Raw genomic sequence first — 23,866 nt, 5'->3', positions numbered from 1 at the left:
GTGCGCGTCCTGTTCACGACCTGGGCCCCGGGCGGGCATCTGGTCGCGCTGGTGCCGCTCGCACGGGCCTTCCTCGCGGCGGGGCACCAGGTGCGGGTCGCGGTCCCGGGCGGCTGCGCGGCGGCGGTCGCCCGGGCCGGGCTGATGCCGGTGCCCGCCGGGGTGCTGCCCCGCGCGCTCGGCACGCCCCCGCCCGTGGCGCGCGGCGCGCGCGGCATCTGGCCCGCGGACTGGCCGGTGCGGCCCGGGGTGCTCGGCCCGGAGCAGCACGGGGCGCTGCGCGCCCTCGGGGACCGGTGGGTGGCCATCGCCGAGGCGATGGCCCAGGGTCTGGTGGCCTACGCCCGCTGCTGGCAGCCGGAGCTGGTGGTGCACGACGCGAGCACGTACGCGGGCACGGTGGCCGCGGCGGCGCTGGGCGTGCCCGCGGTCGGCCAGCTGTGGGGGAGCACGGCGCTGCTTCGCCTGGACCGGCAGCGACTGGCCGGGCCGCCGCTGCCCGGCCTGGCCCGCTTGATGCGGCGTTACGGCGCGGATCCGGCGCGCGAGCCGGAGCTGTGGCTCGATCCCTGCCCGCCGAGCCTGGCGCTGCCCTCGCCGGAGCGGCGGCTTCCGGTGCGGTTCGTCCCGTACGAGTCGCCGTACGACGCGGCGGGCGAGCCCTCGTACGGTCCGGTCCGCCCGGGGCCGGGCCCCGGGCGGATCCGGATCTGCGCCGTGTGGGAGGACGCCGCGGGCCCGCCCGAAGCCGTCCGGGTGGCGCTGCGGGCGGCCGAGGCGCGCGGGGTGGAGGTCGTCCGGCTGGGCAGCGCGGCCGAGGGGCGGCCGCCCGCCGGACCGCTGCACCGGATGCTGCCGGGCTGCCGCGCGGTGCTCCACCAGGGCGGCGGGGCCGCCGTGCTGGCCGCGGCCGTGGCCGGGGTGCCGCAGCTGATCGTCGCGCCCCGCCCCGAGCAGCGGCTCAACGGCGCGCGGGTGGCCCTCACGGGCGCCGGGGCGCACACCTCCGCCGACCTTCTCGACGGTTCGCCCCGCACCGCCCGGGCGGCCGGTGCCCAGCTGGCCCGGGACCTCTTCGCGCTGCTGGAGCAGCCCTCGTACGTGGTCGCGGCCCGTGCTCTGCGGGAGGAGGCCCGGTCGATGCCCGGCCCGGAGGCGGCGGTGGCGCGGCTGACCACCCGTCCCGAGGACATACGAAAGGCCCCTCACGCGTGGTGAGAGGCCTTCCGTATGTCGGTGCGCCGCCAGGGACTCGAACCCCGGACCCGCTGATTAAGAGTCAGCTGCTCTAACCAACTGAGCTAGCGGCGCCTGCTGACGTAGAAGACCTTAGCACCCGGGTCAGGCGAAGTGAAAATCGATATCTTTCGGCCCGCTTTCCGCCCGGATTCCGCCCGCCCTCAGCCCGGAAACAGGGCGGGTGCGCTGGTCACAGCCGTGTCGTCGGCGTCCGTACCGGCCGGGGCGGGCAGCGTGCGGGCCGCCCGCACACAGGCCCACAGCAGCACCTCGGGGCCGGGCAGCCAGGGGCTGCGGACGTCGGGGGCGACGAGCCAGCGGGGCGAGGGGGCGTCGTACGAGGCGATCTCCGCCGGGGGCTCGGGCTCCGCCGGGCCGGGGTCCAGGGGGTACAGGGGCGGCACGGTGACCGTGTCCCCCCAGCCGTAGCAGAGCAGCGGTGGTGCCGTGCCGCCCCACTCTTCCCAGCCGAGCAGCGCGGGCAGCCGCTGGGCCGCGCCCGGGGTGGCGAACAGCATGACCCGGCCGCCCTGGGCGGCCACCGGACCCGTGCCGGGGCCGTCGGTCCATAACCGGCTGACCACCCGGCGCCCGAAGAGCGCGTCCATGCTGACGACGTCGAACGCGGTGCCGCACGGCAGCGGGACCGAGATCGCCGGATGCTCCGCCCAGAGCGCGTGGACGCCGCGGGGGGACCGGCTGGCGGAGGCGAGCCAGTCGGCACCGGCCGGGGTGACGTAGGCGGCGGTGTGAAGTGAGTCCCGAGGCGTTCTGCTCATGTTTCTACAATTACCGTCAGCGGGGGAGGTGTCGGGGGATGCGGCAAAACCGGGACATGGCGCGGGGTGATGGGGTACCTTCCGCTCGCATATGCCCCCGGCGCGTGATCGCGGCAGGACGCCGCCCGTTCGTGGGGGTTTCTCGCACGGAGTACGCCCATCAGTCCGGCAGCTCGCCGCTTTGTATCAGTTCGCGACCGAACTCGATCATCTTTTTGGCGTAGTCCTCGGTCCACTCCGCCCGCTCGGCGATCACGGCGGGGGTCAGCCGGTCGAACCGTCTGGGGTCGGCGAGCTGCGCGGCCGCCATCGCCTGGAACTCCATGGCCCGGTCCGTCGCCGCGCGGAAGGCGAGCACCAGCTCGGTCGAGCGGGTGAGCAGTTCGCGGGGGTCCTCGATCGACTCCAGGTCGAAGAAGTGTGCCTCGTCCTTGACGGCGGCGGCCGGTTCGAAGAGCAGCGCGGCCGGTTTCATTCGCCGTGGCGCGGCGCTGTGCGGGCCTTGAGCCGCATCCGGCTCGGGCATGTGATCTCTCCTCCTGGGTCGTGAGACACGTTCGGTTCGCGGTGCGTCCTGCTCCCATTGTCGCGCGAGGGGCAAGACCGCCGCCCCCACCAGGGGTGTCTCCCCACCGGCCCCTCCTCCGAACCCAGCGCCGGGGCCCCGGCTCCGGCTCACGGCCAAGAGATCCCTAGGGGCGCCAGGAGACGCGGTGTTCGGCCAGGTGCGACAGGACCGCGTGGTTCGCCTCCCAGCCGTCCGGGAACTTCACCGTCACCCCCAGCTGCACCGGCTCCGTCGACGGATGCTCGTCCAGCAGCTCCGCCACCCCCGCCCGGCACACCACCACGCACGCATGCCGGTGGCGCGAGGCCAGCACGCACAGCCGGCCCGTCTCCAGGTGGAAGGCCGTCGCGTCGGGGCGGCCGGACAGCGGGTGGAGCACCACCGTCAGATCGAACTCGCGTCCCTGGAGTCGGTTCGCCGTATCCACGGTGACGCCCGACACCCCCAGCCCCGCCAGCGCCGCCCGCACGGCCGCCGCCTGGTCGCGGTGCGCGGTGCCGACGGCGATCCGGTCGGCCGTCAGCGGCACCGGCTCGTCGGCGCGCTCGCTGACCGCCGCGCCGCCCCGGTCCAGCGTCCGCCGGACCACCTGGGCCACGGCAGCCACCGCCTCCGGGTCGGTGCGCGGCGTACGGCGGGCCGGGAGCTCCAGCAGCCCCCACCCCGCGACGGCGGCCTCGTCCAGCACCCGGTCCGGCCCCGAACCGTCCGAGGGCACCCCGAAGCTCAGCCGCCGGTCGCCGTGGCCCGTGCCGCTGCGGAACGGCGTGTACGGATAGAACGCGTCCGAGACCAGCGGCGCGGCCGACGCGGGCAGCCGCCAGGACACCGGCAGCCGGTGCTGGGGAAGCCGCGGGTTGTGCGCCAGGAGCGTGGTCACCGCGCTCGCCGACGGGTCGTACGACAGCCCCGCCCACTGATCGGCGCCCACCACGCTGAACGGGTCGAGCTGCCCGGGGTCGCCGACGAACAGCGCCCGCTCGAAGAGCCCAGCGACGGCCAGCAGCGCGTCCGAGCGCATCTGGTACGCCTCATCCACGATCGCGTGGCTCCACGGCTCGACGTTCTTGACGTGCGCCCATTTCGCGGCCGTGGACACCACGATGCCGAGCCCGGCCAGATCGGCGACCTTCGAGGAGCAGCGCACCGCGGGATGGTCGTCGAGTACGGGGTCGTACGGATGCGGATCGCTGCTGTGCAACCGGCCGACCGGAAGGTCCGGGTCCGCCGTGGCGAGCCGGTCCACCAGGTCGTCCACCTGCGCGTTGGTCTGCGCGACCACCATCAGCGGCCGCCCGGCGGCGGCCAGCTCCCGGGCCGCCCGGACGACCAGCGTCGACTTGCCCGCACCGGGCGGGGAGTCCACGACGACACCGCGGTGCGTGCCGTGCAGCGTGTCGTGCAGGATCGCGTCGGTCGCGCGCGCGGCCGCGGCCGACGGGTCGAACGGCTCGCCCCTCCCCGTACGGGCCGCCCGGTCCGTGGCGATCACAGATAGTCCTCCTCGGTCACGGGGTCGGGGGCCTGATCGGGAGCGGCGGCGTCCGGCGGGCCGCCGTGGGTCCAGGGCGTGCTCTCGGGGTCGGGCAGGTCCGGGCCGCCGCGCGGGGCGTGCTCGAACAGCGTCCAGCACACCCGGTCGCCCGGCTCGGGCACCGAACCCGGCTCCGGCTCCTTGCCACGCCCCATCCCACCGGTCAGCCGGACCACCAGAACCCCCGGGGCGTCCTCCCCGGCGAACTCCCCGGTCTGCGTCCGGCCGTCGTCCATCAGCCGGTACAGCTTCATCCGCTCGGCCAGATGCGGACGGTCCTCGGTGCGCACGGTGACCAGCGGCCTCGGCCGCGGCACCTTCGCCTCCGACCAGGCCATCTCCACCTCGGTGACCTCGCCCGCGAACGCCTCCCCGGACAGCCGCCGCCCCGCCATGACCAGCGGATCGTCCAGCGCCTCCTGCGCGTCCAGCTGGGCCTGCGCCGTCTCGCGCGCCGCGAGCTTCTGCGCAGCCGTCACCGCGTCGTCCCGCTTCGGCTGGGGCGGTTCACCGGCCCGCAGCCGGTCCCGGTGGGCCGTGTACGACCAGCGGTCCCGCTTCCAGCGGTCCGCCACCCGCGCCCCCTCCGGCAGCTCCCGCAGCAGATCCACGCCCCGCCACAGCGCGTCCCAGGTGGGCCGCAGCTGGGAGGCGATCAGCTCGCGCAGCTCCGCCTCGGCCGCCCGCAGCCGCGCCTCCCCTCCGGCCACGCCGCCGGTCACCTCGGACCGCGCCGCGTCGTACCGGGACATCGCCGGGGCCAGCAGCTTGTTGTCGAACGCCGGATCGGTGGCGGGGCCCGCTGGCGGGTGGAGCAGCTGCCCGTCCTCGTCCCGCGCCGACTCGGTGTGCAGCGCCGCCTCCGCGCCCGGGATGCCCTCCGGCGGGTCGATCCAGGCCAGTAGCGACCCCAGGTGCTGATCTTCCAGGTTGCTCTGCCCGGTCGCCCAGTGGCGGCCCAGCAGCTCGGTCAGCGACAGCAGCAGCGAGGAGCCGGGCACCCGGGACCGCTCCCCGTAGTGCGTCAGCCACCGGCCGAGCAGCGGTACGCGCGAGGGCGCCGGGAACGGCGTCTCCGGGTCCTGCTCGGCGGTGCGCCGGAACCGCATCGACCGCCCCAGCAGCCGTACGAACGCCACGCCCGCACCGCTGGGCACCAGCAGCTGCGGCGCGTCCGAACACAGCTCGACCTGGACCGGCACCTTCTTCCCGGTCTCCGGATCGGTCTCCTTGCGCTCCTCCAGCTCGACGTCGTCCGCGTACCCCTCCAGGTACGGAAGCATCTCCTCCGCCAGCTCGGAGAGGAACGCGAACCGCAGATCGCGGTTGCGCGGCTGCGAGACGACCAGCAGCCGCGGCGCGTCCCGGTCGGTGCCCACCAGCGCCCCGAGCGGCGCGCCCGTCTCGCCCGCGGTGGTCAGCGGGACGAACGCCAGCGGCCGCCGCGACAGATGCCGGTGCCGCACCGTGGCGACGGGCCGCGCCCGGCCCTCCCGGACGGCCTCCATCCGGGCCAGCGTGGTGATCAGCGACATACCGCCTCCGCAGGCCGCGGGGCGAGGGCCAGGGCCTCGGCGCGCAGGGCCGCCGCGCGCCGCAGGGTGTCCACGGCCGGGTCGCCGGTCGGCGCCGGGTCGTCCCCGCCCTCCAGGGCGGCAGCGAGCACGGCCTCCACCGTGGTCAGCCCGCCCAGCTCGCCCCGGACGCCGCGACCCAGCGACTCGACGGCGCCGGTCGCCCGGGCCCGCGCCCGGCAGTGGAGGGCCAGCTCACAGGTGGACAGGCACTCGGGCGCGTACGCCGCGTCCACCGACTCGACCGCGGCGGTCAGCTCCTCGACGGGCCGGGTCGGGGTCCGGCCGTCCTCGGTGAGCCGCAGGTCGAAGGTGGTGCCCTCGGGGAGGGCGGCGGCGATCTCCTCGATCCGGGTGAGCCGGCCCAGCTGCCGCCGGGTCACGGCCAGCTGCTTGCGCACATCGACGAGTTCGGCGGTCGGCAGGTTGGAGAAGTCCTTGGGGCAGACGAGCAGCACCTCGTGCCGCACCCGGGCCGGGACACCGTCCTCCTTGCCCTCCGGGCCCTCCGTGACCTCTCCGAGGTGCGCCGCGACCCGCTCGAGGGCCAGGGCGTAGACGGCCGACTGCCGGGCCGCCGCGCCGACCTTGGCCGGGTCGGCGGCGCCGTCCACCATGGGGAAGGACTTGATCTCGATGACCGTCCAGGAGCCGTCGGGGTGCACCACGACCGCGTCCGGCTCCAGGAAGGCGGGGGAGCCCGCGACGTCCAGGCTCACCATCGGATGGTCGAGCAGCGCCCACCGCCCCGCCGCCGTGGCCTCCCGCAGCGCCAGCGCCGTACGGGCCGTGCGCCCCTGGGGACCGGCCGCGGTCAGATCGGGGGTAGCGGTGGTGTCCGGGTCGGGCGCGGCCGAACCGTCGGCCAGCCGCTCGTGCAGCAGCCGCATGAGCAGCGCGCCGCGGTCGGTCTTGACCCGTGCCTCGAAGGTGTTGCCGCGCTGGTGCGCGAACTGGGACTGGCCGAAGGGCGCGGGCGCCCCGAGCGCCCGCGCGAGCGCGCCCTTGTCGACCCCGGCGCCGTCGAGCAAAGCGCGGCGGCGGCAGCCGGGGTTGGCCGCCAGCGCGGCCAGCGCGCGGGCGTCCATCGGATGCGGAACGGCGGACGGGCCGCGCAGCTCAGCGAGCCGGTGCCGCAGCGCTGTCGGAGCCGCTGCCGCCCGCACCGGTGCCCCGGGCGCGGCCGGCAGCGGCACCGGCTTGCCGTCCGACGCCGTCGCCGCCATCCGTACGTTGCCTGTCCGCGCCCCTGCCCTGCTGTCGGGGGATCCGTTCCCGTTCACGGGCCGAAGTCTCGCACTTGTCACTGACATTCGCGGCCGCGCCGGGGTTTCCGACCGGGTTTCCGGCGGTGCCGGCATCGGTGGGGGCGTCGGCCGTACGGGCCGCGGCACCGGTCGCGGTGGCGGCGCGGGCCGGGCGGAAGCGCTCGCGGACGGTGTCCGCGAGCCGCAGCGCGGGCCGGGTCAGCAGCGCTCCGACCCCCACGGCGGCGGCACCGGCGGCCGCGTCGAGGAAGTAGTGGTTCGCCGTGCCCATCACCACGAGGGCGATGACCAGCGGATAGACCACGGCGACGATCTTCGACCACACCGAGCGCCCCTGCCACCACAGCGCTATGCCGCACCACAGCGCCCAGCCCACATGGAGGCTCGGCATCGCCGCGTACTGGTTGGTGAGCCCGCCCATGCCGCGCGGCGCGCTCGCCTCACCGCCCCACCAGCCGTACGAGCTGTACTGGGCCATCGTGTCGACGAAGCCCTGGCTCGCCTCCAGCAGCCGCGGCGGGCAGGTCGGCACCACGACGAATCCGATCAGTCCGATCATCGTGGTGATCAGCAGCCAGGTGCGGGCGAAGCGGTAGTCCGCGGACCGGCCGCGCTTCCACAGCCACACCAGGACCGCCGGGGTGGCCGCGTAGTGCAGCGACGCGTACACGAAGTCGGCCGGTATGCCTATCCAGGCGTGGCTGGTGAACACGTCGTTGAGCGGCGACTCGAAGTCGATGTTGAACCGCCGCTCGAAACGGAGGATTCCCAGGCCGTGTTCGACGGCCGTGGACACATCGCCTCGGCCCAGAAGCCGACCGCCCGCGTACGCGAGGTACACCACCGCGATCAGCGGCAGCTCGGTCCACCAACGGGGCCGGCTGCCCAGTGTCACTCCGGCACGGGGCGCGGTTTGGGGCATCCGGACGCTCTCCCAGTTAAAAGTCAGGCGGCCACAATATGGCGCGCGATCAACCGTACGGTGTCGTCGAGGCGGTCCCCGCACCGCCCCCGGGGACCCACGGCCCATGACCGCGCGAGGGAGAAGACGCCGGGAGTCCCCCCGAGGTTGCCTCTCGATCACGTGCGCGATGATGGATGGACGGCGGACGGACAGAGTTTTGTTCCCCAGGGCGCGCACAGCGCAGGTATCCGCGGGCGGCCGCGTGTCACGGCGCGCGGGGCGCGCGGCAGGCACGTATCCGGTGAAAGGCGACCCCCATGGCACCACGCATCCTCCTGGCCCGGCACGGACAGACGCGGTGGTCGCTCTCCGGCAAGCACACCGGCCGTACGGACATTCCGCTGCTGGACGAGGGGCGGCGCGGCGCGAAACTGCTCGGTGAGCGGCTGCACCAGGACCCGTGGGCGGGCCTGCCGGACGTCGAGGTGCGCACCAGCCCGCTCGTACGCGCCAAGGAGACCTGCGAACTGGCGGGCTTCGGGGACCGGGCGCAGGAGTGGGACGCCCTGCTGGAGTGGGACTACGGCGCCTACGAGGGGATGACCCCGGACGAGATCAAGGCGGCCCGCCCGGGCTGGCTCATCTGGCGCGACGGCGTCCCCGAGGGCGAGTCCCTGGCCGCGATCACCGCCCGGGCGGACGCGGTGGTGGAGTGGGCGCGCTCCGCCGACCGCGATGTGCTGGTCTTCGCGCACGGTCACATCCTGCGCACCCTGGGGGCCCGCTGGCTCGGCTACGACGCCTCCTTCGCGGCCCGCATACGCCTCGACCCCACGTCCCTGTCGATCCTGGGCTGGGCGTACGGCGAACCGGCCATCGAGCGCTGGAACGACACCGGGCACCTGGCCTGACGTCCAGCCACCACACCGGCCACGGCTGCTGGTCAGGCCGGGCTCTCCCGGCCGGTCTGCTGATAGCGGGCGAGGAAGTCGGCGACCACCGCGTTGCGGCCGTGCGGGCGCAGCAGGCGGGCGGTGTCCTCCAGCATGCGGCGGATCCGGGAGGACGTGACCTGGTTCAGCAGGCCCAGGGCGCGGTCCGCCGCCGCGGCGGCCGCCTCCGGCTCGCCGTCCGCGACCAGGTCGCTCGCCAGCTCCGTGGTGAACAGGGCGATGTTGCGGGTGAAGTGGGGCTTCTGGAGGGAGACCGCGCGGCGCGCGTGCTCCGCCGCACGCCCCCAGTCGCCCAGTGCCGACCAGCACTGCGCCTCCAGCCCCTCCAGTTCGGCCTCGCCGAAGAAGGTCATCCACTCCGGGTCGTCGTCGCAGGGGCCGCGGCCGAAGAGCGCCTGGGCGCGCAGCAGGGCCCGTTCGCAGCCGCCGCGGTCCGCCAGCCAGGCCCGGCCGCCCGCCTCGCGCAGCGCGATGAGCGACAGCAGCCGGGGCGAGGCGAGCCGCCGCGCGGCCCGCTGCGCGGCCTGGGCGGCACGCACGGCCTCGCGGGGGCGGCCCGCGTCGCGGGCCAGGAAGGCGGTGTTGCAGAACGCGTGGGCCTCCAGGGCCGGATCACCCGTGACACGCGCGGTGGCCAGCGCCTCCGCGTAGTGCGAGCGGGCGTCGGTGAGCCGCCCGGAGTCATGGGCGAGCCAGCCCACCGAGATGGCCAGCTCACCCGCGCCCGCGTACAGCCGCTCCGCGACGGAGCGGCTGTGGCCGCCCGCGTCGAGCAGCGTGTACGCGGCGCTCAGCGGGCGGGCGGTGTGGACGTAGAGGCTGTCCGCGCCGTGCCGGTCGTCCAGCAGCCGGATCCGGCGCACGGCCTCCTCCACGGCGGCCGCCTCGGCCTGCCCGGCCCGCCGGGGGGTCCGCACGGCCTCGGCGGCGGCCGCCGCCCCGCCGGCCATGAACGCACGCCGTAGCAGTTCGCTCTCCTCGAAGACGTCGATGCCGGCCGGGGCGCGGGGTTCGGGCTCCGGGCGGGGCGCCGGTACGGCGGCGGGCCCGACCGGGCGGCCCCGGACCGCCTCGCGCGGGGTGAACCCCAGGTCGGTGAGGGTGCGGCCGGGGAACATATGGCGGAAGACGCGCTCGTAGGCATAGTTGGGGCAGCGGATCGCCCCCGACTCGACGCGGCCGACATAGCGCGCGTCACAGGAGACCTGTTCGCCGATCTCGCGGGCCGCGCGCCGTACGGACGCCGCGAACTCGGCCGGTGAGAGCTGCCCGCGTAACAGCCGGAACGCGGTGTTCGGCCGGGGAGACGGAGAAGGCGACGATTCCGGAAGCGGCCTCATGGTGACCCTCCCTACGGTGCTGCCGTGTCGGCGGGGGAGAACCGTACCGGTTAAGGCGTTCCTGACATTGGGATGTTTCCGGCAATAAAGACAAGTCGCCTGCGATCTGCCATGAACTGCCATCCTTTACGGCGGCATTCGGCCGTAGCCGTTGACACTGCCGAGCGTTGAACCCTGTGCAACCCGATGAAGAGGGAGGCCGGAGTGGATATCAGCCGCTCGCGGACGACTGCCCAACATCACCCGCGCCAGGACTGCGATCTGGTCACCGTGCCCGCCCGCCAAGGGCTGGAGGCGGTGGACATCCTGCGCCGCGGCTGCGACGGCCTCGGCCCCGTGATGCACGACAACGCCTGCGACACCCTCGGCTTCCTGGTGCCGCCCGGCACCGCGGACGGCTGGGACATGCCGGGCAGCGCCTGCATGCAGACGGCCGGGCGCGGCATGCGGATAAGCGACGGCGGCGCCCCGGGACAGGCCGCTACCCACTGGCTGGTGCCGCCGGACGCCGCGTACACCGGGGCCACCGACCCCGCGGAGCTGCGGGCCGCGCTCGGTGAGGCGGCCCGCACGATCGAGGCCGTCGACCGCTGCCAGTAATCGCTGCTCAGGAGGGTGGCGGACCGGCTGTCGGTGGCCCGGCCCATACTGGGGCCCATGGCGAAAGGCACGAAGAAGCGAGCGGCGGCGCGCGGGCGCGCGGCGGGCCGGGGCCGCACCCCCGAGCCGATCACCGCACCCGTCGACGGGGGCCTCGCCGAGCTGGTGCCGGACCGTGACCGCCCGCGCGGCTGGACGCTGCTGCTGGACGGCAAACCGCAGTCCCATGTGGACCTCGACGACCCCGCCCACCTGGACTTCGAGTATCAGCGGCGGCTCGGCCACGCCGCCGATCTCGCCGCCCCGCCGGGGCGCCCGCTGCACGCCGTCCATCTGGGCGGCGGCGCCTTCACTCTCGCCCGCTACATCGCGGCCACCCGGCCCCGCTCCACCCAGCAGATCGTCGAGATCGATGCCGCGCTCGTCCAGTTCGTACGGCGTGAGCTGCCGCTCGACCCCGGCGACCGGATACGGGTGCGGGGCGCCGACGCCCGGGCCGGGCTCGCCAAGCTGCCCGAGGGCTGGGCCGATCTGGTCATCGCGGACGTCTTCAGCGGGGCCCGCACCCCCGCGCACCTGACCAGCGCGGAGTTCCTGGCCGAGGTCCGCCGGGTGCTGCGCCCCGGCGGGCTGTACGCGGCGAACGTCGCCGACGGACCGCCGCTGGCCCATCTGCGCGCCCAGATCGCCACCGCCCGCGCCGCGTTCGCCGAGGTGTGCCTGACCGCCGACCCCGCCGTGCTCCGCGGCCGCCGCTTCGGCAACGCCGTCCTGCTGGCCGCCGACCACGAGCTGCCGGTGGCCGAGCTGACCCGCCGCGCCGCCGTGGACCCGCACCCCGCCCGGGTCGAACACGGCCGCGCGCTCGCGGACTTCACCGGCGGCGCGGCCCCGGTCACCGACGCGACCGCCACACGGTCTCCGGCACCTCCGGCGGCCGTTTTCGACTGACCCGCGAAAATCTGTCGCATTCCACAGATCCGGTCGTGAGCCCCGGATCCGCTCGCTAGCGTGCCCCCCGTACACCACCCCCGACTACGTACGCAGGGCAGGCAGATGATGAGCCGCAGGAGCCGCCGCCGCACCGTGGGCCGGAGCACGATGGCGATCGGAGCGACCGCCGCCGTCCTCGTGGCGGGCGGGGCGGCGTTCGCGCTGAGCAGCGCGGTCGGCGGCGGGGAAGCGGTGGACGAGGCACCACCGGACATGGGGGCGGGCACGGGCACAGGACCGGGCACAGGTACGGGCCCGGGCACGGGACCGGGAGCCGCGCCGGGGACGACACCGGGCACGGCGCCGGGGACGGGATCGGAGAAGCCCCCCGTGGAGGCCGCGGACGCCCGCTTCGCCCCGTACATCGACACCTCGCTCCACGTCCCCTACGACATGGTCGCCACCGCGAAGAGGACCGGCGTGAAGGAGTTCACGCTCGGTTTCGTCTCCCCCGGCGGCGGCTGCACCCCCAAGTGGGGCGGCAGGACCGCCCTCGGCGGCGACAAGGTGGCCCCGCAGGCCGAGGCGCTGCGGGCGGAGGGCGGCGACATCCGTATCTCCTTCGGCGGCCAGGCCGGTTCCGAACTGGCCCTCGCCTGCTCCTCGGTGGAGGAGCTGACGGCGGCGTACGGCGAGGTCGTGGACCGGTTCAAGCTGACCAAGGTCGACTTCGACATCGAGGGCAAGGCGCTGAAGAACGCCGAGGCCAGCACCCGCCGGGCTCAGGCCATCACGGCGCTGCAGAAGCGGAACCCCGGTCTGGACGTCTCCTTCACCCTGCCCGTGATGCCCACCGGCCTCACCCGGGACGGCGCCGAGCTGGTCGCCGACGCCAGGGAGAACGGGGTGAAGGTCTCCGCGGTCAACATCATGGCCATGGACTACGGCACCTTCTTCGACGGCGACATGGGCCAGTACGCGATCGACGCGGCCACCGCGACCCAGAAGCAGCTCAAGCGCGCCCTGGGGCTGAGCGACGAGGCGGCGTGGAAGACCGTCGCCGTCACCCCGATGATCGGCGTCAACGACGTCAAGAACGAGATATTCACGGTCGACGACGCCGCACAGCTGGTGAAGTTCGCCAGGGCCAAGGGGCTGGCCCGGCTGTCCATGTGGTCCGCGACCCGCGACCAGCAGTGCGCGGGCGGCGTCCGGAAGTCGGCGTCGGCGATCTGCAGCTCGATCGAGCAGGACGCGCTCGCGTTCACCAAGGCGCTGGGCGGCTACCAGGGCTGAGCCGACACGCCCCGGCTAGTGGTGTGGGGTCTCCTGGTGCTCCCGGTACTCCTCGGCCGTCGGCTTGGCGATCTGGCCGCGGTCGCCGAAGTAGAAGCGGGACAGCCGCGTCCGCAGCCGCACCGAGCGGGACAGCTTCCGTTCGACCCCGGCCGCGTCCACGGCCGGTGGCAGCTCCAGGGGCTCGTACTGCTCGTCGGCCATCAGCGTGTACCGCTCGCCCGGTGACAGCGGCTCGTGCACCTCGATGTACTCGCCGTGCGGCAGCCGCTGGATGATGCCGGACTCGCGGCCGTGCAGCACCGTGTCCCGGTCGCGCCGCTGCAGCCCGAGACAGATCCGCCGGGTGGCGGCGAACACCACGGCCGGCACCAAGAAGAAGCCGATCCGGCAGGCCCAGGTGATCGCGTTGATCGACAGGTGGAAGTGGGTCGCGACGAGGTCGTTGCCGCCGCCGATCAGCAGGACCGTGTACAGGCCGATCCAGGCGGCGCCGAAGGCGGTGCGGGTGGGGGCGTTGCGCGGGCGCTGGTTCAGATGGTGTTCGCGCTTGTCGCCGGTGATCCACGCTTCGAGGAACGGGTAGAGCCAGATGATCAGCAGCACCGTCGGGAAGATCACGAGGGGGATGAAGACGCCGAGCACCAGGGTGTGGCCCCACAGATGGATCTCCCAGCCCGGCATCAGCCGGATCAGCCCTTCGGAGTAGCCCATGTACCAGTCGGGCTGGGCGTCGGTGGAGACCTGGTCGGGCCGGTAGGGGCCGTACATCCAGATCGGATTGATCTGGGCGATGCCCGCCATCAGGGTGGTGATTCCGAAGACGAGGAAGAAGAACCCGCCGGATTTGGCGACATAGACCGGCCACAGCGGCGGACCCACGATATTCATGTTCTTCTTGCCGGGGCCCGGGTGATGGGTGTGCTTGTGATACACGAGCAGAATCATATGGACGGCCAGCAGGCCGAGCATGATACCGGGGATGAGCAGCACATGGAGGGTGAAGAGGCGGGAGACGACGATCGTCCCGGGGAACTGTCCGCCGAAGAAGAAGAACGACAGATACGTGCCGACGATCGGAACCGACAGGATCGCGCCCTCCATGAAGCGCAGTCCGGTGCCGGACAGCAGGTCATCGGGGAGCGAATAGCCCATGAAGCCGTCGAACATGCCGAGAATCAGCAGTCCGGCGCCGGAGAGCCAGTTGATTTCGCGCGGCTTGCGGAAGACGCCGTTGAAGAACGTGCGCATCATGTGGGCGAGCATGCTCGCGATGAAGACCACGGCCGCCCAGTGGTGGATCTGCCGGATCAGCAGGCCGCCGCGCACGTCGAAGCTGATGTCCATCGTGGACGCGAACGCCTGGGACATGCGGATGCCGTTGAGCGGCGCGTACGAACCGCGGTAGACGACCTCGTTCATGGCGGGCTCGAAGAACAAGGTCAGATAGACGCCCGTCAGAATGATGATGACGAACGTGTACAGGGCGATCTCGCCGATCAGGAAGGACCAGTGGTCGGGGAAGACCTTCCGCAGATTGGCCTTGGCCATCTTGAAGAGGCCGACCCGCCCGTCGAACCACCCGGCGAGTGCCTCGCCCTTTGTGTCGCTCATATCTCATGCATTTACCAGCCCCGTCCGCCGTCCGCTCCGCCGGCCGGGCGTGTGGACCATGCCGTGATCCGTTCGGGGGAATTCCGGTTGCGAACGGGGCAGAAAGCGCGGCTCCGCCCACCCCCCAGGTTGGGCGGAGCCGCGGTCTTTTCCCCGGCCGAATCGATTACGCCTCCGGCAGTTCTCCGGTGCGGGCGACATCCGCGTACCAGCGCGCGCTGGCCTTGGGGATGCGGGCCTGGGTCGGGTAGTCGACGTAGACCGCGCCGAAGCGCTTGCTGTAGCCGTACGCCCATTCGAAGTTGTCCATCAGCGACCACAGGAAGTAGCCGCGCAGATCGACGCCGTCCGCGATGGCCCGGTGGGCGGTGGCCAGGTGGGCGCGCAGGTAGTCGATCCGCTCCGGGTCGTGGACCTGGCCGTCCGCGTCCGGCTTGTCGTCGTACGCGGCGCCGTTCTCGGTGATGTACAGCGGTACGCCCGGCGCCTCCCGCGTGTAGCGCATCAGCAGGTCGTACAGTCCGGTCGGGTCGACGGTCCAGCCCATCTCGGTGCGCTCGCCCGGCGTCTGGTGGAAGGCGACCCGCTCCGAGCCCGGCCAGGGGGAGTGGGCGCTGGCCCCGTGGCCGTCGTGCCGGGCGGGCCGGTCCCCGTTGTCGGTGGCGGCTGATACCAATGAGGGCGTGTAGTAGTTGATGCCGAGCGCGTCGAGGGGGTGCTTGATGACGGCCAGGTCGCCATCGCGGACGAAGGACCAGTCGGTGATAGCCGCCGTGTCCTCGATCAGGTCGCTCGGATACGCGCCGCGCAGCAGCGGCCCGCTGAACACCCGGTTGGCCAGCGCGTCGATACGGCGCTGAGCGTCCAGGTCGGCGGGGTCCTGGGTGAGCGGGCGGATCACGGCCGGGTTGAGGCTGATGGCGATCTGGGCGCGGGCCGGGAGGGCGGCCCGCAGCGCCTGGGCGCCGAGGCCATGGGCCAGGTTGAGGTGGTGGGCGGCGCGCAGCGGGGCGAGCCGCTCGGTGCGGCCCGGGGCGTGCACCCCGGAGCCGTAGCCGAGGAAGGCGCTGCACCACGGCTCGTTGAGAGTGGTCCAGTACTCGACGCGGTCGCCCAGCGCCTCCGCGACGATCCCGGCGTACTCGGCGAACCGCTCGGCCGTCTCGCGTTCCGGCCAGCCCCCGGTGTTCTCCAGCTCCTGGGGGAGGTCCCAGTGGTAGAGGGTCAGCACGGGCTGGATCCCGGCGGACAGCAGCTCGTCGACCAGGCCGCGGTAGAAGTCCAGCCCCCGCTGTACGGCGGGCCCGCGGCCGGTGGGCTGGACGCGTGACCAGGAGACGGAGAAGCGGTAGGCCGCGAGGTTGAGGTCGGCCATGAGCCGGATGTCCTCGCGGAAGCGGTGGTAGTGGTCGACCGCGACATCGCCGGTGTCGCCGCCGAGCACCTTGCCGGGGGTGTGGCTGAAGGTGTCCCAGATGGACGGGGTGCGGCCGTCCTCCTGCGCGGCGCCCTCGACCTGATAGGCGGCGGCGGCCGCGCCCCACAGGAATCCGGGCGGGAAGGAAAGGGTCATGGAAGCGCTCCCATGCGAGGTCGTGGTGCGGGGAGGGACGAGGGAGAGGGAGACGAATGCGGTACGGGCGGAGTGGCGGTGCGGGCGGGCGGCCCGGGCTCAGCCCTTGACCGCGCCCTGCATGATGCCTCCCACGATCTGCTTGCCGAAGAGCACGAACGCGATCAGCAGCGGCAGGGTGCCGAGCAGCGCCCCGGCCATGATCAGTGATTGATCGGGGGTATACCCACGGCTCAGACCGGTCAACGCCACCTGCATGGTCGGGTTGCCGTTCTGCGTGAGCGCGATGAACGGCCAGAAGAAGTCGTTCCACGACTGGACGAAGGTGAGCATCCCCAGCACCGCCATCGCCGGACGCGCGGCCGGGAAGACGATGTGCCAGATGATCCGCAAGCTGCTCGCGCCGTCCATCCGCCCCGCCTCGATCAGCTCGGTCGGCAGCGCCTGGGAGAGGTACTGCCGCATGAAGAAGACCCCGAAGGCACTGACGAGCGTCGGCACGATGACCGCCTGGAGCTGGTCGGTCCACTCCAGCTTGGCCACCATCATGTACAGCGGCACCACGCTGAGCTGGGGCGGCACCATCATCGTCCCGATGGTGAGCATCAGCAGGACGTTCTTGAAGCGGAAGCGCAGCTTGGCGAAGGCGAAGCCCGCGATGGTCGAGAACAGCACGGTTGACGCCGCGACCGTGCCCGCCACCACCGTCGTGTTGAGCAGCGCGGTGCCCATGTTGGCGCCGTTCCACGCCTTGTCCAGGTTGTTGAAGAGGTTGCCGCCGAACCACAGCGGAGGGGGTGTCTGGGCCAGCCGGGTGTTGGTGCGGGAGGCGGCGATGGCGGTCCACACCAGCGGGAAGAGCGAGCCGATGGTGAGCAGGGTCAGCACGGCGTAGGTGATCTTGCCGCCGTGCAGCTGTCTGCCCGCTCGGCCGCGGCCCCTTCCGCCCCGCGGAGCGGTGCGCGCGGGAGCTGCCGGATCGCGTGTCTGCCGGGAAGAGACAGTGGCGCTCATGGTTCTCCTCGTCTCCCTCACTGGCTCTTCCGCAGCCGTCGCGCGAACAGCGCGTTGGCCGCGGCGATCAGCAGCAGGATCAGGAACATCGTCCAGGCGATGGCGGAGGCCCGGCCCAGGTGCAGGTTCACCCAGCCCTGCTCGTACATGTACAGGCCGAGTGTCTGGTACTGGTGATCGGCGCCGCCGGTGGCCGTCCCGGCGGTGTTGAACAGCAGCGGCTCACCGAAGAGCTGGGTGGCCCCGATCGTGGAGACGACGACCGTGAAGAGGATGGTGGGCCGCAGCGACGGGACGGTGACATGCAGGAACTGCTCCCAGCGCGACGCCCCGTCCAGCGCCGCCGACTCGTACAGATCGTTCGGCACGGCCTGCATGGCGGCCAGGTAGATCAGCGCGTTGTAGCCGGTCCACCGCCAGATGACGATCGTGGAGACCGCGATCTGCGAGGTCCAGGTGCCGTTCTGCCAGTCGATGCCGTCCAGTCCGACCAGCCCCAGAGACCAGTTGACCATGCCGTAGTCACGCCCGAAGAGCAGCGCGAACACCAGCGTGGCGGCAGCGACGGAGGTGGCGTACGGGGTGAGGATCGCCACCCGGAAGAACATCGAGGCGCGCAGCCGGTAGTTGAGCAGATGCGCGATCCCGAGGGCCATCAGCAGCTGGGGAACGGTGGAGATCACCCCGATGGTGAAGGTGTTCCGCAGCGCTTTCCAGAAGAACTCGTCGTCCCACAGTCGGGAGTAGTTGTGCCACCCCGCCCACTCCATATGGGTGGGGCTGGTGAGCTCCACTTGGTGCAGCGAGGCCCACCCCGTGTAGAGCAGGGGGAAGAGGCCGAAGGCGGCGAAGAAGACGAAGAAGGGTGCGACGAAGGCGTACGGGCTCCATCGCAGATCCCAGCGGTAGCGGCGGCTGCGCCGGTCGCGACGCCGCTGCTCGGCCGGGTCGGGCGCCGGCGTGGTCGCGGCGCGCGGGGCCGCGCCCCCCTGCCCTGCGGGGGGCGCGGCCGTATCAGGGGTGAAACCGGAAGGTGCGGTCATGTCCGGGTCACTGGTCCAGCGCGTTGTCGTTCGTCTTGATCGCGGCCTTCCAGCCTTCGTCGGCGGACTTGCCCTGCTGCTCGACCTGGAGCAGGCCGACATCGGTGAAGTTCTGCTTGATGACGGCGTCCTTCGGGCCCAGGACCTGCGTCGGGCTTTGCTTCGCCGCCTCGGAGAAGATCTTGCCGATGGGCGCGTTGCCGAAGTACGGGAGCTTGGCGCCGGCCACCTGGGGCAGGTTGTACGCGGCCTGGGCGCTGGGGAAGCTCGCCTGCTTCTCGAAGAGCGTGGCCTGCTGCTCGGGCGCGGTCAGCCAGGTGGCGAGCTTGACCGCCTCGTCCTTGTTCTTCGCCGCCTGCGGCACCGAGAGGAAGGAGCCGCCCCAGTTGGCGGGCTTGGGGGCGGCGGCGACGTCCCACTTGCCGTTGTACTTGTCCCCGGCGTACTCCTTGATCTGGCCGAGCATCCAGGCCGGGCAGGAGACGGTGGCGAACTTGCCGTTGGCGAGCGCCTGCTGCCAGGGCTTGGTGAACTCCTGGAGCTTGGCGGAGAGTTTGGAGGCAGACGCGTCGGTCGCCAGCTTCCACGCCTCCTTGACGGCCGGGCTGTCCTTGTAGATGGGCTTCCCGCTCTTGTCGTAATAGACCTCCGAACTGCCGGAGACCGCCGCGTTGAACAGTCCGCCGGCCGAGTCCAGGAACGCGGCTCCGCCCGGCGCCTTCTTCGCGTAGTCCTTGCCGGCGTCGAGGTACTTCTGCCAGTCGCCCGCCCAGAGCTTGGAGACCGCGTCACGCTCGGTCGGGAGTCCGGCCTGCTGGAAGAGGTCCTTGCGGTAGCAGATCGCCATCGGGCCCACGTCCGTGCCGAGGCCGATCGTCTTTCCGTCCTTGGCGGTGGCCTGCGCCCACTTCCAGTCGAGGAAGTTCTCCTTTTTGACGCCTTCTGCCTTCGAAAGATCAACGAACTTGTCGGCCTGGGTGGTGGCGACCTCATTGATGTTGCCCACCTCGACCGCCTGGATGTCGGCGAGTCCACTGCCCGACCCGAGATGGGTGAGCAGCTGCGGGTAGTAGTTCGAGGCCGGGTCGATCACGTTCTCTTCGATCTTGATTTTCGGGTGCTGCTTCATGTACTCGGCATAGAGCCCGGCCTGTTTGAAACCCATGACGCCGTACGCGCCGACGGTGACGACCGTCTTGCCCTTGCTGTCTCCGCCGCCGGACGGGTTGTCGGCTCCGTCGTCGCCGTCGTCGGCGCATCCGCTGAGCAGTCCGGCCCCTAACGTGGCGATGGCCGCGAGGGCCACCGCTCTGCTGCGGTACGTACCAGTGATCCTGCGCATTCCGTCCTCCTAGCGCCCTGACGTACCGCTCCCGGCCAAAATGGGGGAATCCATGGGACTTTGAGATGCATCGGCACGGGCGGGCAGCGTGCGGGTTGTGTATGACTCAGGTACTGTGGGAGCGCTCCCAGGTTGATGTGTTGAAGGGTCGCGGGTCCCCGCTGGGGTGTCAAGGGACAGCGCGGGACAACTTCCGGAAACCGCACTGCTGTTGAATGTCCACCGCAGCCGCCCACGTGGGTGGATCTGCTGGGTACGGAGGCTGGAGGCGCGAGATGGCAGGAACCCGGCGGCATGGTGCGGGGCGCGGCAGGCCCACGCTCGAGGAGGTCGCGGCCCGCGCCGGCGTCGGCCGCGGCACCGTCTCCCGGGTGATCAACGGCTCGCCGAGGGTCAGCGACCGCACCCGTACGGCCGTCGAGCAGGCCGTCGCCGAACTCGGCTACGTACCCAACCGGGTGGCCCGCGCGCTGGCCGCCAACCGGGCCGACGCCGTCGCGCTCGTCATACCCGAGCCCGAGACCCGGCTGTTCGCCGAGCCGTACTTCTCGGACATCATCCGCGGCGTCGGCGCCGAGCTGGCCGACACCGACCTGCAGCTGCTGCTGACCCTCATCCGCACCCCCAAGGAGCGCCAGCGCTTCGCCGATTACCTCTCCGCACACCGGGTCGACGGCGTCCTGCTGGTGTCCGTCCACGCGGACGACCCGCTTCCGGACCTGCTGGAGCGCATAGAGATGCCCGCGGTGCTCAGCGGGCGCCGCTCGGCGCACGAGTCGGTGCCGTACGTCGACTCGGACAACACCGGCGGCGCGCAGTCCGCCGTGGAGCACCTCATCGGGCGCGGCCGCACCACCGTCGCCACCATCACCGGACCGCTGGACATGTACGTCGCCCAGTGCCGCCTGGACGGCTACCGCGCCGCGGTCCGGGCGGCGGGCCGGGAGCCGGAACCGGAGCTGATGGCGTCCGCCGACTTCACCGAGGAGGGCGGCCGCCGGGCGATGCGCCAGCTGCTGGAGCTGCGGCCGGGCCTGGACGCCGTCTTCGCCGCCTCGGACGTCATGGCCGCGGGCGCCCGCCAGGTGCTGCGCGAGTCCGGGCGGCGCGTCCCGGACGACGTCGCGCTGGTCGGCTTCGAGGACTCCGCCGTCGCCCGCCACATGGACCCGCCGCTCACCAGCGTCCGGCAGGCGACCGAGGAGATGGGCCGGGCGATGGTGCGGGTTCTGCTGGAGGAGATCGAAGGCCCCGCGGAACGCCCCTCCAAGCGCCCGCAGGTGGTGCTGCCGACCCAGCTGGTGCGCCGCGCGTCGTCGTGAGCACAAAGGGTCCCGCTCGCGTTCGCCTCGAACACGAGCGGGACCGGGCGGCGATGGGTTACAGCGCCGGGTAGGCGTTCTTCAGGAGCTGCTGGAACTGGGCCGAGAACCAGTGGCCCGACAGCGGCGCGTTCGGGAGCGCGCCGGACATGTTGTTGCCGTTGCGGGCGTTGCCCGTGTACGTCGGGTCGCACATCCGGTCGAAGCCCTTGCCCTCGTCGTTCGGGATCGAGGAGCTGGCGCCGTCCGACTCGCCCGGGGGCTTCATCCACACGTACGCGTCGATCCCGGCGGCGGGCGATGCCTTGGGCCGCTCACCGAGCCCGGCTCCGGACTGGTTGCACCAGTTGCCGACGTGGATGCGGCGGTCGTAGCGGCCGCCGTTGACATACGTGTCGACGTCGGACCTGGCGCCCGGGCCGGACGGTCGGGCGGCGCCGCCCCAGCCGTTGCGGGAGGTGTCGATGAGCGCGCCGACGTTCGACGGGAAGCCGACGTTCACCAGCTCCTGGCGGAAGGCCTGGGCGAAGGACAGCTCGTCGACGTAGCGGTTCCAGTCCACCCACTTGGACTGGCGGACCGTCGTCCCGTTGATGTTGTCGTTGATGGTGAAGTTGTTTTCCTTCAGGGCGCTGTAGTTGGCGGTGTTGACGATGATGCCGGCCACCTTGTCGACCGTGCTGCCCTCGGCGGTCGCGGCCTGCTTGATGATCTGGGCGGTGGGGTTGAAGTTGTCGTCCCAGCCGATCCAGCCGTGGTGGCCGGCGTCGACATAGTTGTAGACGTTTCCGACGGCGCCCAGCTTGTTGAGCGCGTAGCCGACGCCCTTGACGTAGTTGCCGTTGGCCTTCATGGTGTCGCACTCGGGGGTGGCGGTCGGGCGGCCGCTGGTGTTGGTGACCAGGTTCGGCAGCGAGTCGATCTCGACGGTGGTGACGATCCGCAGGTTGGAGTTGGCGTACTTCGACTCGCCCAGGATCGACGCGATCGGGTCGATGAACTGCGTCTTGTACTTGTCGATCTCCGTGGGGCCGAGTTCGCCGTTGGACGCGAGCGCCGAGCAGTCACGGCCGGGCAGGTCGTAGATGACGAGCTGGACCACGGTCGGCGAGCCGCCCGACTGCGACAGGGCGCGGTCGAGGTGGGCGCGCAGGCCCATCTTGCCGTTCGCTCCGTTGATCGCGGCGATGCGGTCCAGCCAGATGCCGGTGGGCTGGTTGGAGACCTTGGAGCCGCCGGGCTCGGCGGCCGCGTTGGCGGACCACTCCGGGTTGACGTACACCTTGGCGCCCGCGTACGGGTTGTCGACCTTCGCGGCGGCCTTGGTGGCCCCGTCGGTCTGGGCCGAGGCGGTGCCCGCGAGGGATCCGACGGTCAGGGCGGTGGCGGCCAGCAGCGCGCCGCCCGCGAACGCGGCGGCACGGGTGCGGGTACCGGGCTTACGGGAGGGTGGGGGAGGTGAGGTGATGCGGCTCATGACTGTCCTTTCAGGTGATCGCGGAGTCCGATGCCGAAAGCGGTCGGGGTGCCGTTGAAATCGCTGATGAGGGAGGGGCCGGAGGAACAGTCCCAGGTGTTCCAGGTCCAGCCGAGGTACGAGGCGCGCTTGGCGTCCAGCCAGGCCATGACGCGGTCGATGTAGCCGTGTGAGCAGGTGTTCTCGCCGATCTCGCCCGCCACGAACGGCACTTGGGCGATCACCGGGGCCAGCTGCTCGTTGAAGCAGCTCTCGCTGGAGCAGGTGTTGAAGTTGTACGTGTGCCAGGCGGCGGCGAGGTTGCCCGCCGGATCGCTCGGCTTGTACGTCAGCCACTGGCGCATGTCGTTGGAGTAGGCGAGGCCGCCGAGCAGGATCACGTTCCGGGCGCCGGCGTTCCGTATCGCGGTCACCAGGCTCTGCATGCCGGCGACCTGGTAGTCGATGCCGGGGCAGCTGCCGCCGTCCCGCCAGCACTTCCACGCCGCCGTGAGGTCCGAGGTGGCGCGGTCCGGGAACGGCTCGTTGAACAGGTCGAAGACCACGGCCTGGTCGCCCTTGAAGGTCTGGGCGACCGAGGACCAGAACGCCGGGGTGTACTGGGCGTCCGGCATCGGCTTCTGGCAGGTGGCGTACTCGGTGTCCGGGCAGTGGGCATCGCCGCCGCTGTATTTACCGTGGCTCCAGTGGAGTTCGAGGATCGGCGTGATGCCGTTGGCCTCCAGCCGGGTCACGAACTCCTTGACCGCGTTGATGTACGTGGCGCCGCGGTACGCGGAGTCGATGTGCGACAGCCCGAGCCAGCACTCCTCGTTGAGGGGGACGCGGACCGCGTTGGCCTTCCAGCCCGCGATGGCCTTGACGGACGCGTCGTCCACCGGCCCGTCGAAGATGCCCCGGCCCTGGACGCACATGAACTCGGCCCCCGAGCGGTTGACCCCCAGCAGCCGCCGGGTGGCGCCCTTCTCGTCCACGAACGCATTGCCCGAGACGCGCAGCTTCGGCGGTGTGCCGCCCTGGCCCGGCGGGGGGTCGGTCGGGTCGGTGGGGTCCGTCGGGCCGGAGCCGCCGTCGCACGCCACGCCGTTGAGTTTGAACGCGGAGGGCGCCGGGTTGGACCCCGACCGGGAGGCGGTGAATCCGGCGCTGACGCTGCCGCCCGTCGCGAGCTTCCCGTTCCAGGAGGCGTTGACCGCCGTCACCGTCGTGCCGGACTGCGACCAGGTGGCGTTCCACCCCTGGCTCACCTTCTGCCCGCCGGTGAAGTCGAAGGTGAGGGTCCAGCGGTCGAGTGCGGCCCCGTTGTTGGTGATCGTGACGTTGCCCTGGAAGCCGGTGTCCCACTGGTTGGCGGCGGTGTACGCCACGGTGCAGGCCGCGGCAGACGCTCTGGGCATCGTGGGCACCGCGGCGGCAGTGCCCGCCATGCCCGCGACGGTGAGTGACGCGGCGGCCGCCAAGGCGTAAAGGCGCGGTGGTGCTCGCATGGAGCG

The 23,866-nt window shown here is 72.1% G+C and carries 20 protein-coding genes and 1 tRNA gene; 6 read left to right on the top strand and 15 right to left on the bottom strand.

All coding sequences use genetic code 11. The features are described 5' to 3' along the window. Window positions 1-1,218: a nucleotide disphospho-sugar-binding domain-containing protein gene (locus ACFZCY_RS29265; RefSeq protein WP_391179665.1), complete on the top strand. Its 1,218-nt coding sequence runs from the start codon at window positions 1-3 to the stop codon at window positions 1,216-1,218. Window positions 1,219-1,237: 19 nt separating this feature from the next. On the opposite strand, the gene ACFZCY_RS29260 is transcribed toward ACFZCY_RS29265, so the two are convergent. The 7 genes from ACFZCY_RS29260 to ACFZCY_RS29230 all read right to left on the bottom strand — a co-directional run bounded on the left by ACFZCY_RS29260 (window position 1,238) and on the right by ACFZCY_RS29230 (window position 7,884). Further along, window positions 1,238-1,311, bottom strand: a tRNA-Lys gene (locus ACFZCY_RS29260). Between the two features lie 89 nt (window positions 1,312-1,400). Then, window positions 1,401-2,018 carry a bifunctional DNA primase/polymerase gene (locus ACFZCY_RS29255; RefSeq protein WP_391179663.1) on the bottom strand — a complete coding sequence of 206 codons (618 nt, stop codon included), beginning with the start codon at window positions 2,016-2,018 and terminating at the stop codon, window positions 1,401-1,403. A 160-nt stretch (window positions 2,019-2,178) separates the two neighbouring features. Further along, window positions 2,179-2,544: a hypothetical protein gene (locus tag ACFZCY_RS29250; RefSeq protein WP_361474706.1), complete on the bottom strand. Its 366-nt coding sequence runs from the start codon at window positions 2,542-2,544 to the stop codon at window positions 2,179-2,181. 166 nt (window positions 2,545-2,710) lie between these two features. After that, window positions 2,711-4,078 (bottom strand): AAA family ATPase, encoded by a 1,368-nt coding sequence (locus ACFZCY_RS29245; protein ID WP_391179660.1) that lies wholly within the window; start codon window positions 4,076-4,078, stop codon window positions 2,711-2,713. Next, window positions 4,075-5,655, bottom strand: a complete 1,581-nt coding sequence (locus ACFZCY_RS29240) for a hypothetical protein (RefSeq protein ID WP_391179657.1) — start codon at window positions 5,653-5,655, stop codon at window positions 4,075-4,077. The genes ACFZCY_RS29245 and ACFZCY_RS29240 overlap by 4 nt, the downstream gene beginning before the upstream one ends. Continuing rightward, a complete protein-coding gene (locus ACFZCY_RS29235) occupies window positions 5,646-6,920 on the bottom strand; it encodes a hypothetical protein (protein ID WP_391179653.1) in 1,275 nt (424 codons plus the stop codon). Before ACFZCY_RS29235 ends, ACFZCY_RS29240 begins: the two co-directional genes overlap by 10 nt. Beyond that, entirely contained in the window at window positions 6,814-7,884 is a 1,071-nt protein-coding gene (locus ACFZCY_RS29230; RefSeq protein WP_391179650.1) for a phosphatase PAP2 family protein, read from the bottom strand. The genes ACFZCY_RS29235 and ACFZCY_RS29230 overlap by 107 nt, the downstream gene beginning before the upstream one ends. Before the next feature lie 299 nt (window positions 7,885-8,183). Here ACFZCY_RS29230 and ACFZCY_RS29225 point away from each other — a divergent pair, with 299 nt between their 5' ends. Continuing rightward, a complete protein-coding gene (locus tag ACFZCY_RS29225; protein WP_391179647.1) occupies window positions 8,184-8,777 on the top strand; it encodes a histidine phosphatase family protein in 594 nt (197 codons plus the stop codon). Between the two features lie 32 nt (window positions 8,778-8,809). On the opposite strand, the gene ACFZCY_RS29220 is transcribed toward ACFZCY_RS29225, so the two are convergent. Next, window positions 8,810-10,159, bottom strand: a complete 1,350-nt coding sequence (locus tag ACFZCY_RS29220) for a tetratricopeptide repeat protein (protein ID WP_391179645.1) — start codon at window positions 10,157-10,159, stop codon at window positions 8,810-8,812. Between the two features lie 186 nt (window positions 10,160-10,345). On the opposite strand from ACFZCY_RS29220, the gene ACFZCY_RS29215 reads away from it, so the two are divergent. The 3 genes from ACFZCY_RS29215 (at window position 10,346) to ACFZCY_RS29205 (ending at window position 12,988) form a co-directional block, all read left to right on the top strand. Continuing rightward, window positions 10,346-10,759 (top strand): hypothetical protein, encoded by a 414-nt coding sequence (locus ACFZCY_RS29215; protein WP_391179642.1) that lies wholly within the window; start codon window positions 10,346-10,348, stop codon window positions 10,757-10,759. A 57-nt stretch (window positions 10,760-10,816) separates the two neighbouring features. Beyond that, window positions 10,817-11,710, top strand: coding sequence for a fused MFS/spermidine synthase (locus ACFZCY_RS29210; protein ID WP_391179639.1), 894 nt, complete (start codon window positions 10,817-10,819; stop codon window positions 11,708-11,710). 105 nt (window positions 11,711-11,815) lie between these two features. Further along, window positions 11,816-12,988, top strand: coding sequence for a chitinase (locus ACFZCY_RS29205; RefSeq protein WP_391179637.1), 1,173 nt, complete (start codon window positions 11,816-11,818; stop codon window positions 12,986-12,988). Between the two features lie 15 nt (window positions 12,989-13,003). Here the strand turns inward: ACFZCY_RS29205 and ACFZCY_RS29200 are convergent, their stop codons facing one another. The 5 genes from ACFZCY_RS29200 to ACFZCY_RS29180 form a co-directional block, all read right to left on the bottom strand. Beyond that, window positions 13,004-14,602, bottom strand: a complete 1,599-nt coding sequence (locus ACFZCY_RS29200) for a cytochrome b N-terminal domain-containing protein (protein WP_391179635.1) — start codon at window positions 14,600-14,602, stop codon at window positions 13,004-13,006. 166 nt (window positions 14,603-14,768) lie between these two features. Next, window positions 14,769-16,175, bottom strand: a complete 1,407-nt coding sequence (locus ACFZCY_RS29195) for a GH1 family beta-glucosidase (protein WP_391179631.1) — start codon at window positions 16,173-16,175, stop codon at window positions 14,769-14,771. 99 nt (window positions 16,176-16,274) lie between these two features. Then, complete coding sequence (locus ACFZCY_RS29190; protein WP_391179628.1) at window positions 16,275-17,189, bottom strand: ABC transporter permease subunit; 915 nt, start codon at window positions 17,187-17,189, stop codon at window positions 16,275-16,277. A gap of 17 nt (window positions 17,190-17,206) precedes the next feature. Continuing rightward, the gene (locus ACFZCY_RS29185) at window positions 17,207-18,232 is read right to left on the bottom strand and encodes an ABC transporter permease subunit (protein WP_391179625.1); all 1,026 of its coding nucleotides are present in this window, start codon (window positions 18,230-18,232) and stop codon (window positions 17,207-17,209) included. A gap of 7 nt (window positions 18,233-18,239) precedes the next feature. Continuing rightward, a complete protein-coding gene (locus tag ACFZCY_RS29180; protein ID WP_391179622.1) occupies window positions 18,240-19,574 on the bottom strand; it encodes an extracellular solute-binding protein in 1,335 nt (444 codons plus the stop codon). 275 nt (window positions 19,575-19,849) lie between these two features. On the opposite strand from ACFZCY_RS29180, the gene ACFZCY_RS29175 reads away from it, so the two are divergent. Further along, window positions 19,850-20,896 carry a substrate-binding domain-containing protein gene (locus ACFZCY_RS29175; protein ID WP_391179619.1) on the top strand — a complete coding sequence of 349 codons (1,047 nt, stop codon included), beginning with the start codon at window positions 19,850-19,852 and terminating at the stop codon, window positions 20,894-20,896. 58 nt (window positions 20,897-20,954) lie between these two features. Here the strand turns inward: ACFZCY_RS29175 and ACFZCY_RS29170 are convergent, their stop codons facing one another. Both ACFZCY_RS29170 and ACFZCY_RS29165 read right to left on the bottom strand, forming a co-directional pair. After that, window positions 20,955-22,373, bottom strand: coding sequence for a glycoside hydrolase family 6 protein (locus ACFZCY_RS29170; protein ID WP_391179616.1), 1,419 nt, complete (start codon window positions 22,371-22,373; stop codon window positions 20,955-20,957). Continuing rightward, window positions 22,370-23,860 (bottom strand): cellulose binding domain-containing protein, encoded by a 1,491-nt coding sequence (locus ACFZCY_RS29165; RefSeq protein WP_391179614.1) that lies wholly within the window; start codon window positions 23,858-23,860, stop codon window positions 22,370-22,372. The genes ACFZCY_RS29170 and ACFZCY_RS29165 overlap by 4 nt, the downstream gene beginning before the upstream one ends. Between the last annotated feature and the right edge of the window lie 6 nt (window positions 23,861-23,866).

It is taken from the genome of Streptomyces sp. NPDC007983 (genome assembly GCF_042958345.1).
In the GTDB taxonomy this organism is placed as follows: Bacteria; Actinomycetota; Actinomycetes; order Streptomycetales; family Streptomycetaceae; genus Streptomyces.
Note: the sequence above shows the minus strand (reverse complement) of the source record. Positions and strands in the feature narration are given on the sequence as shown.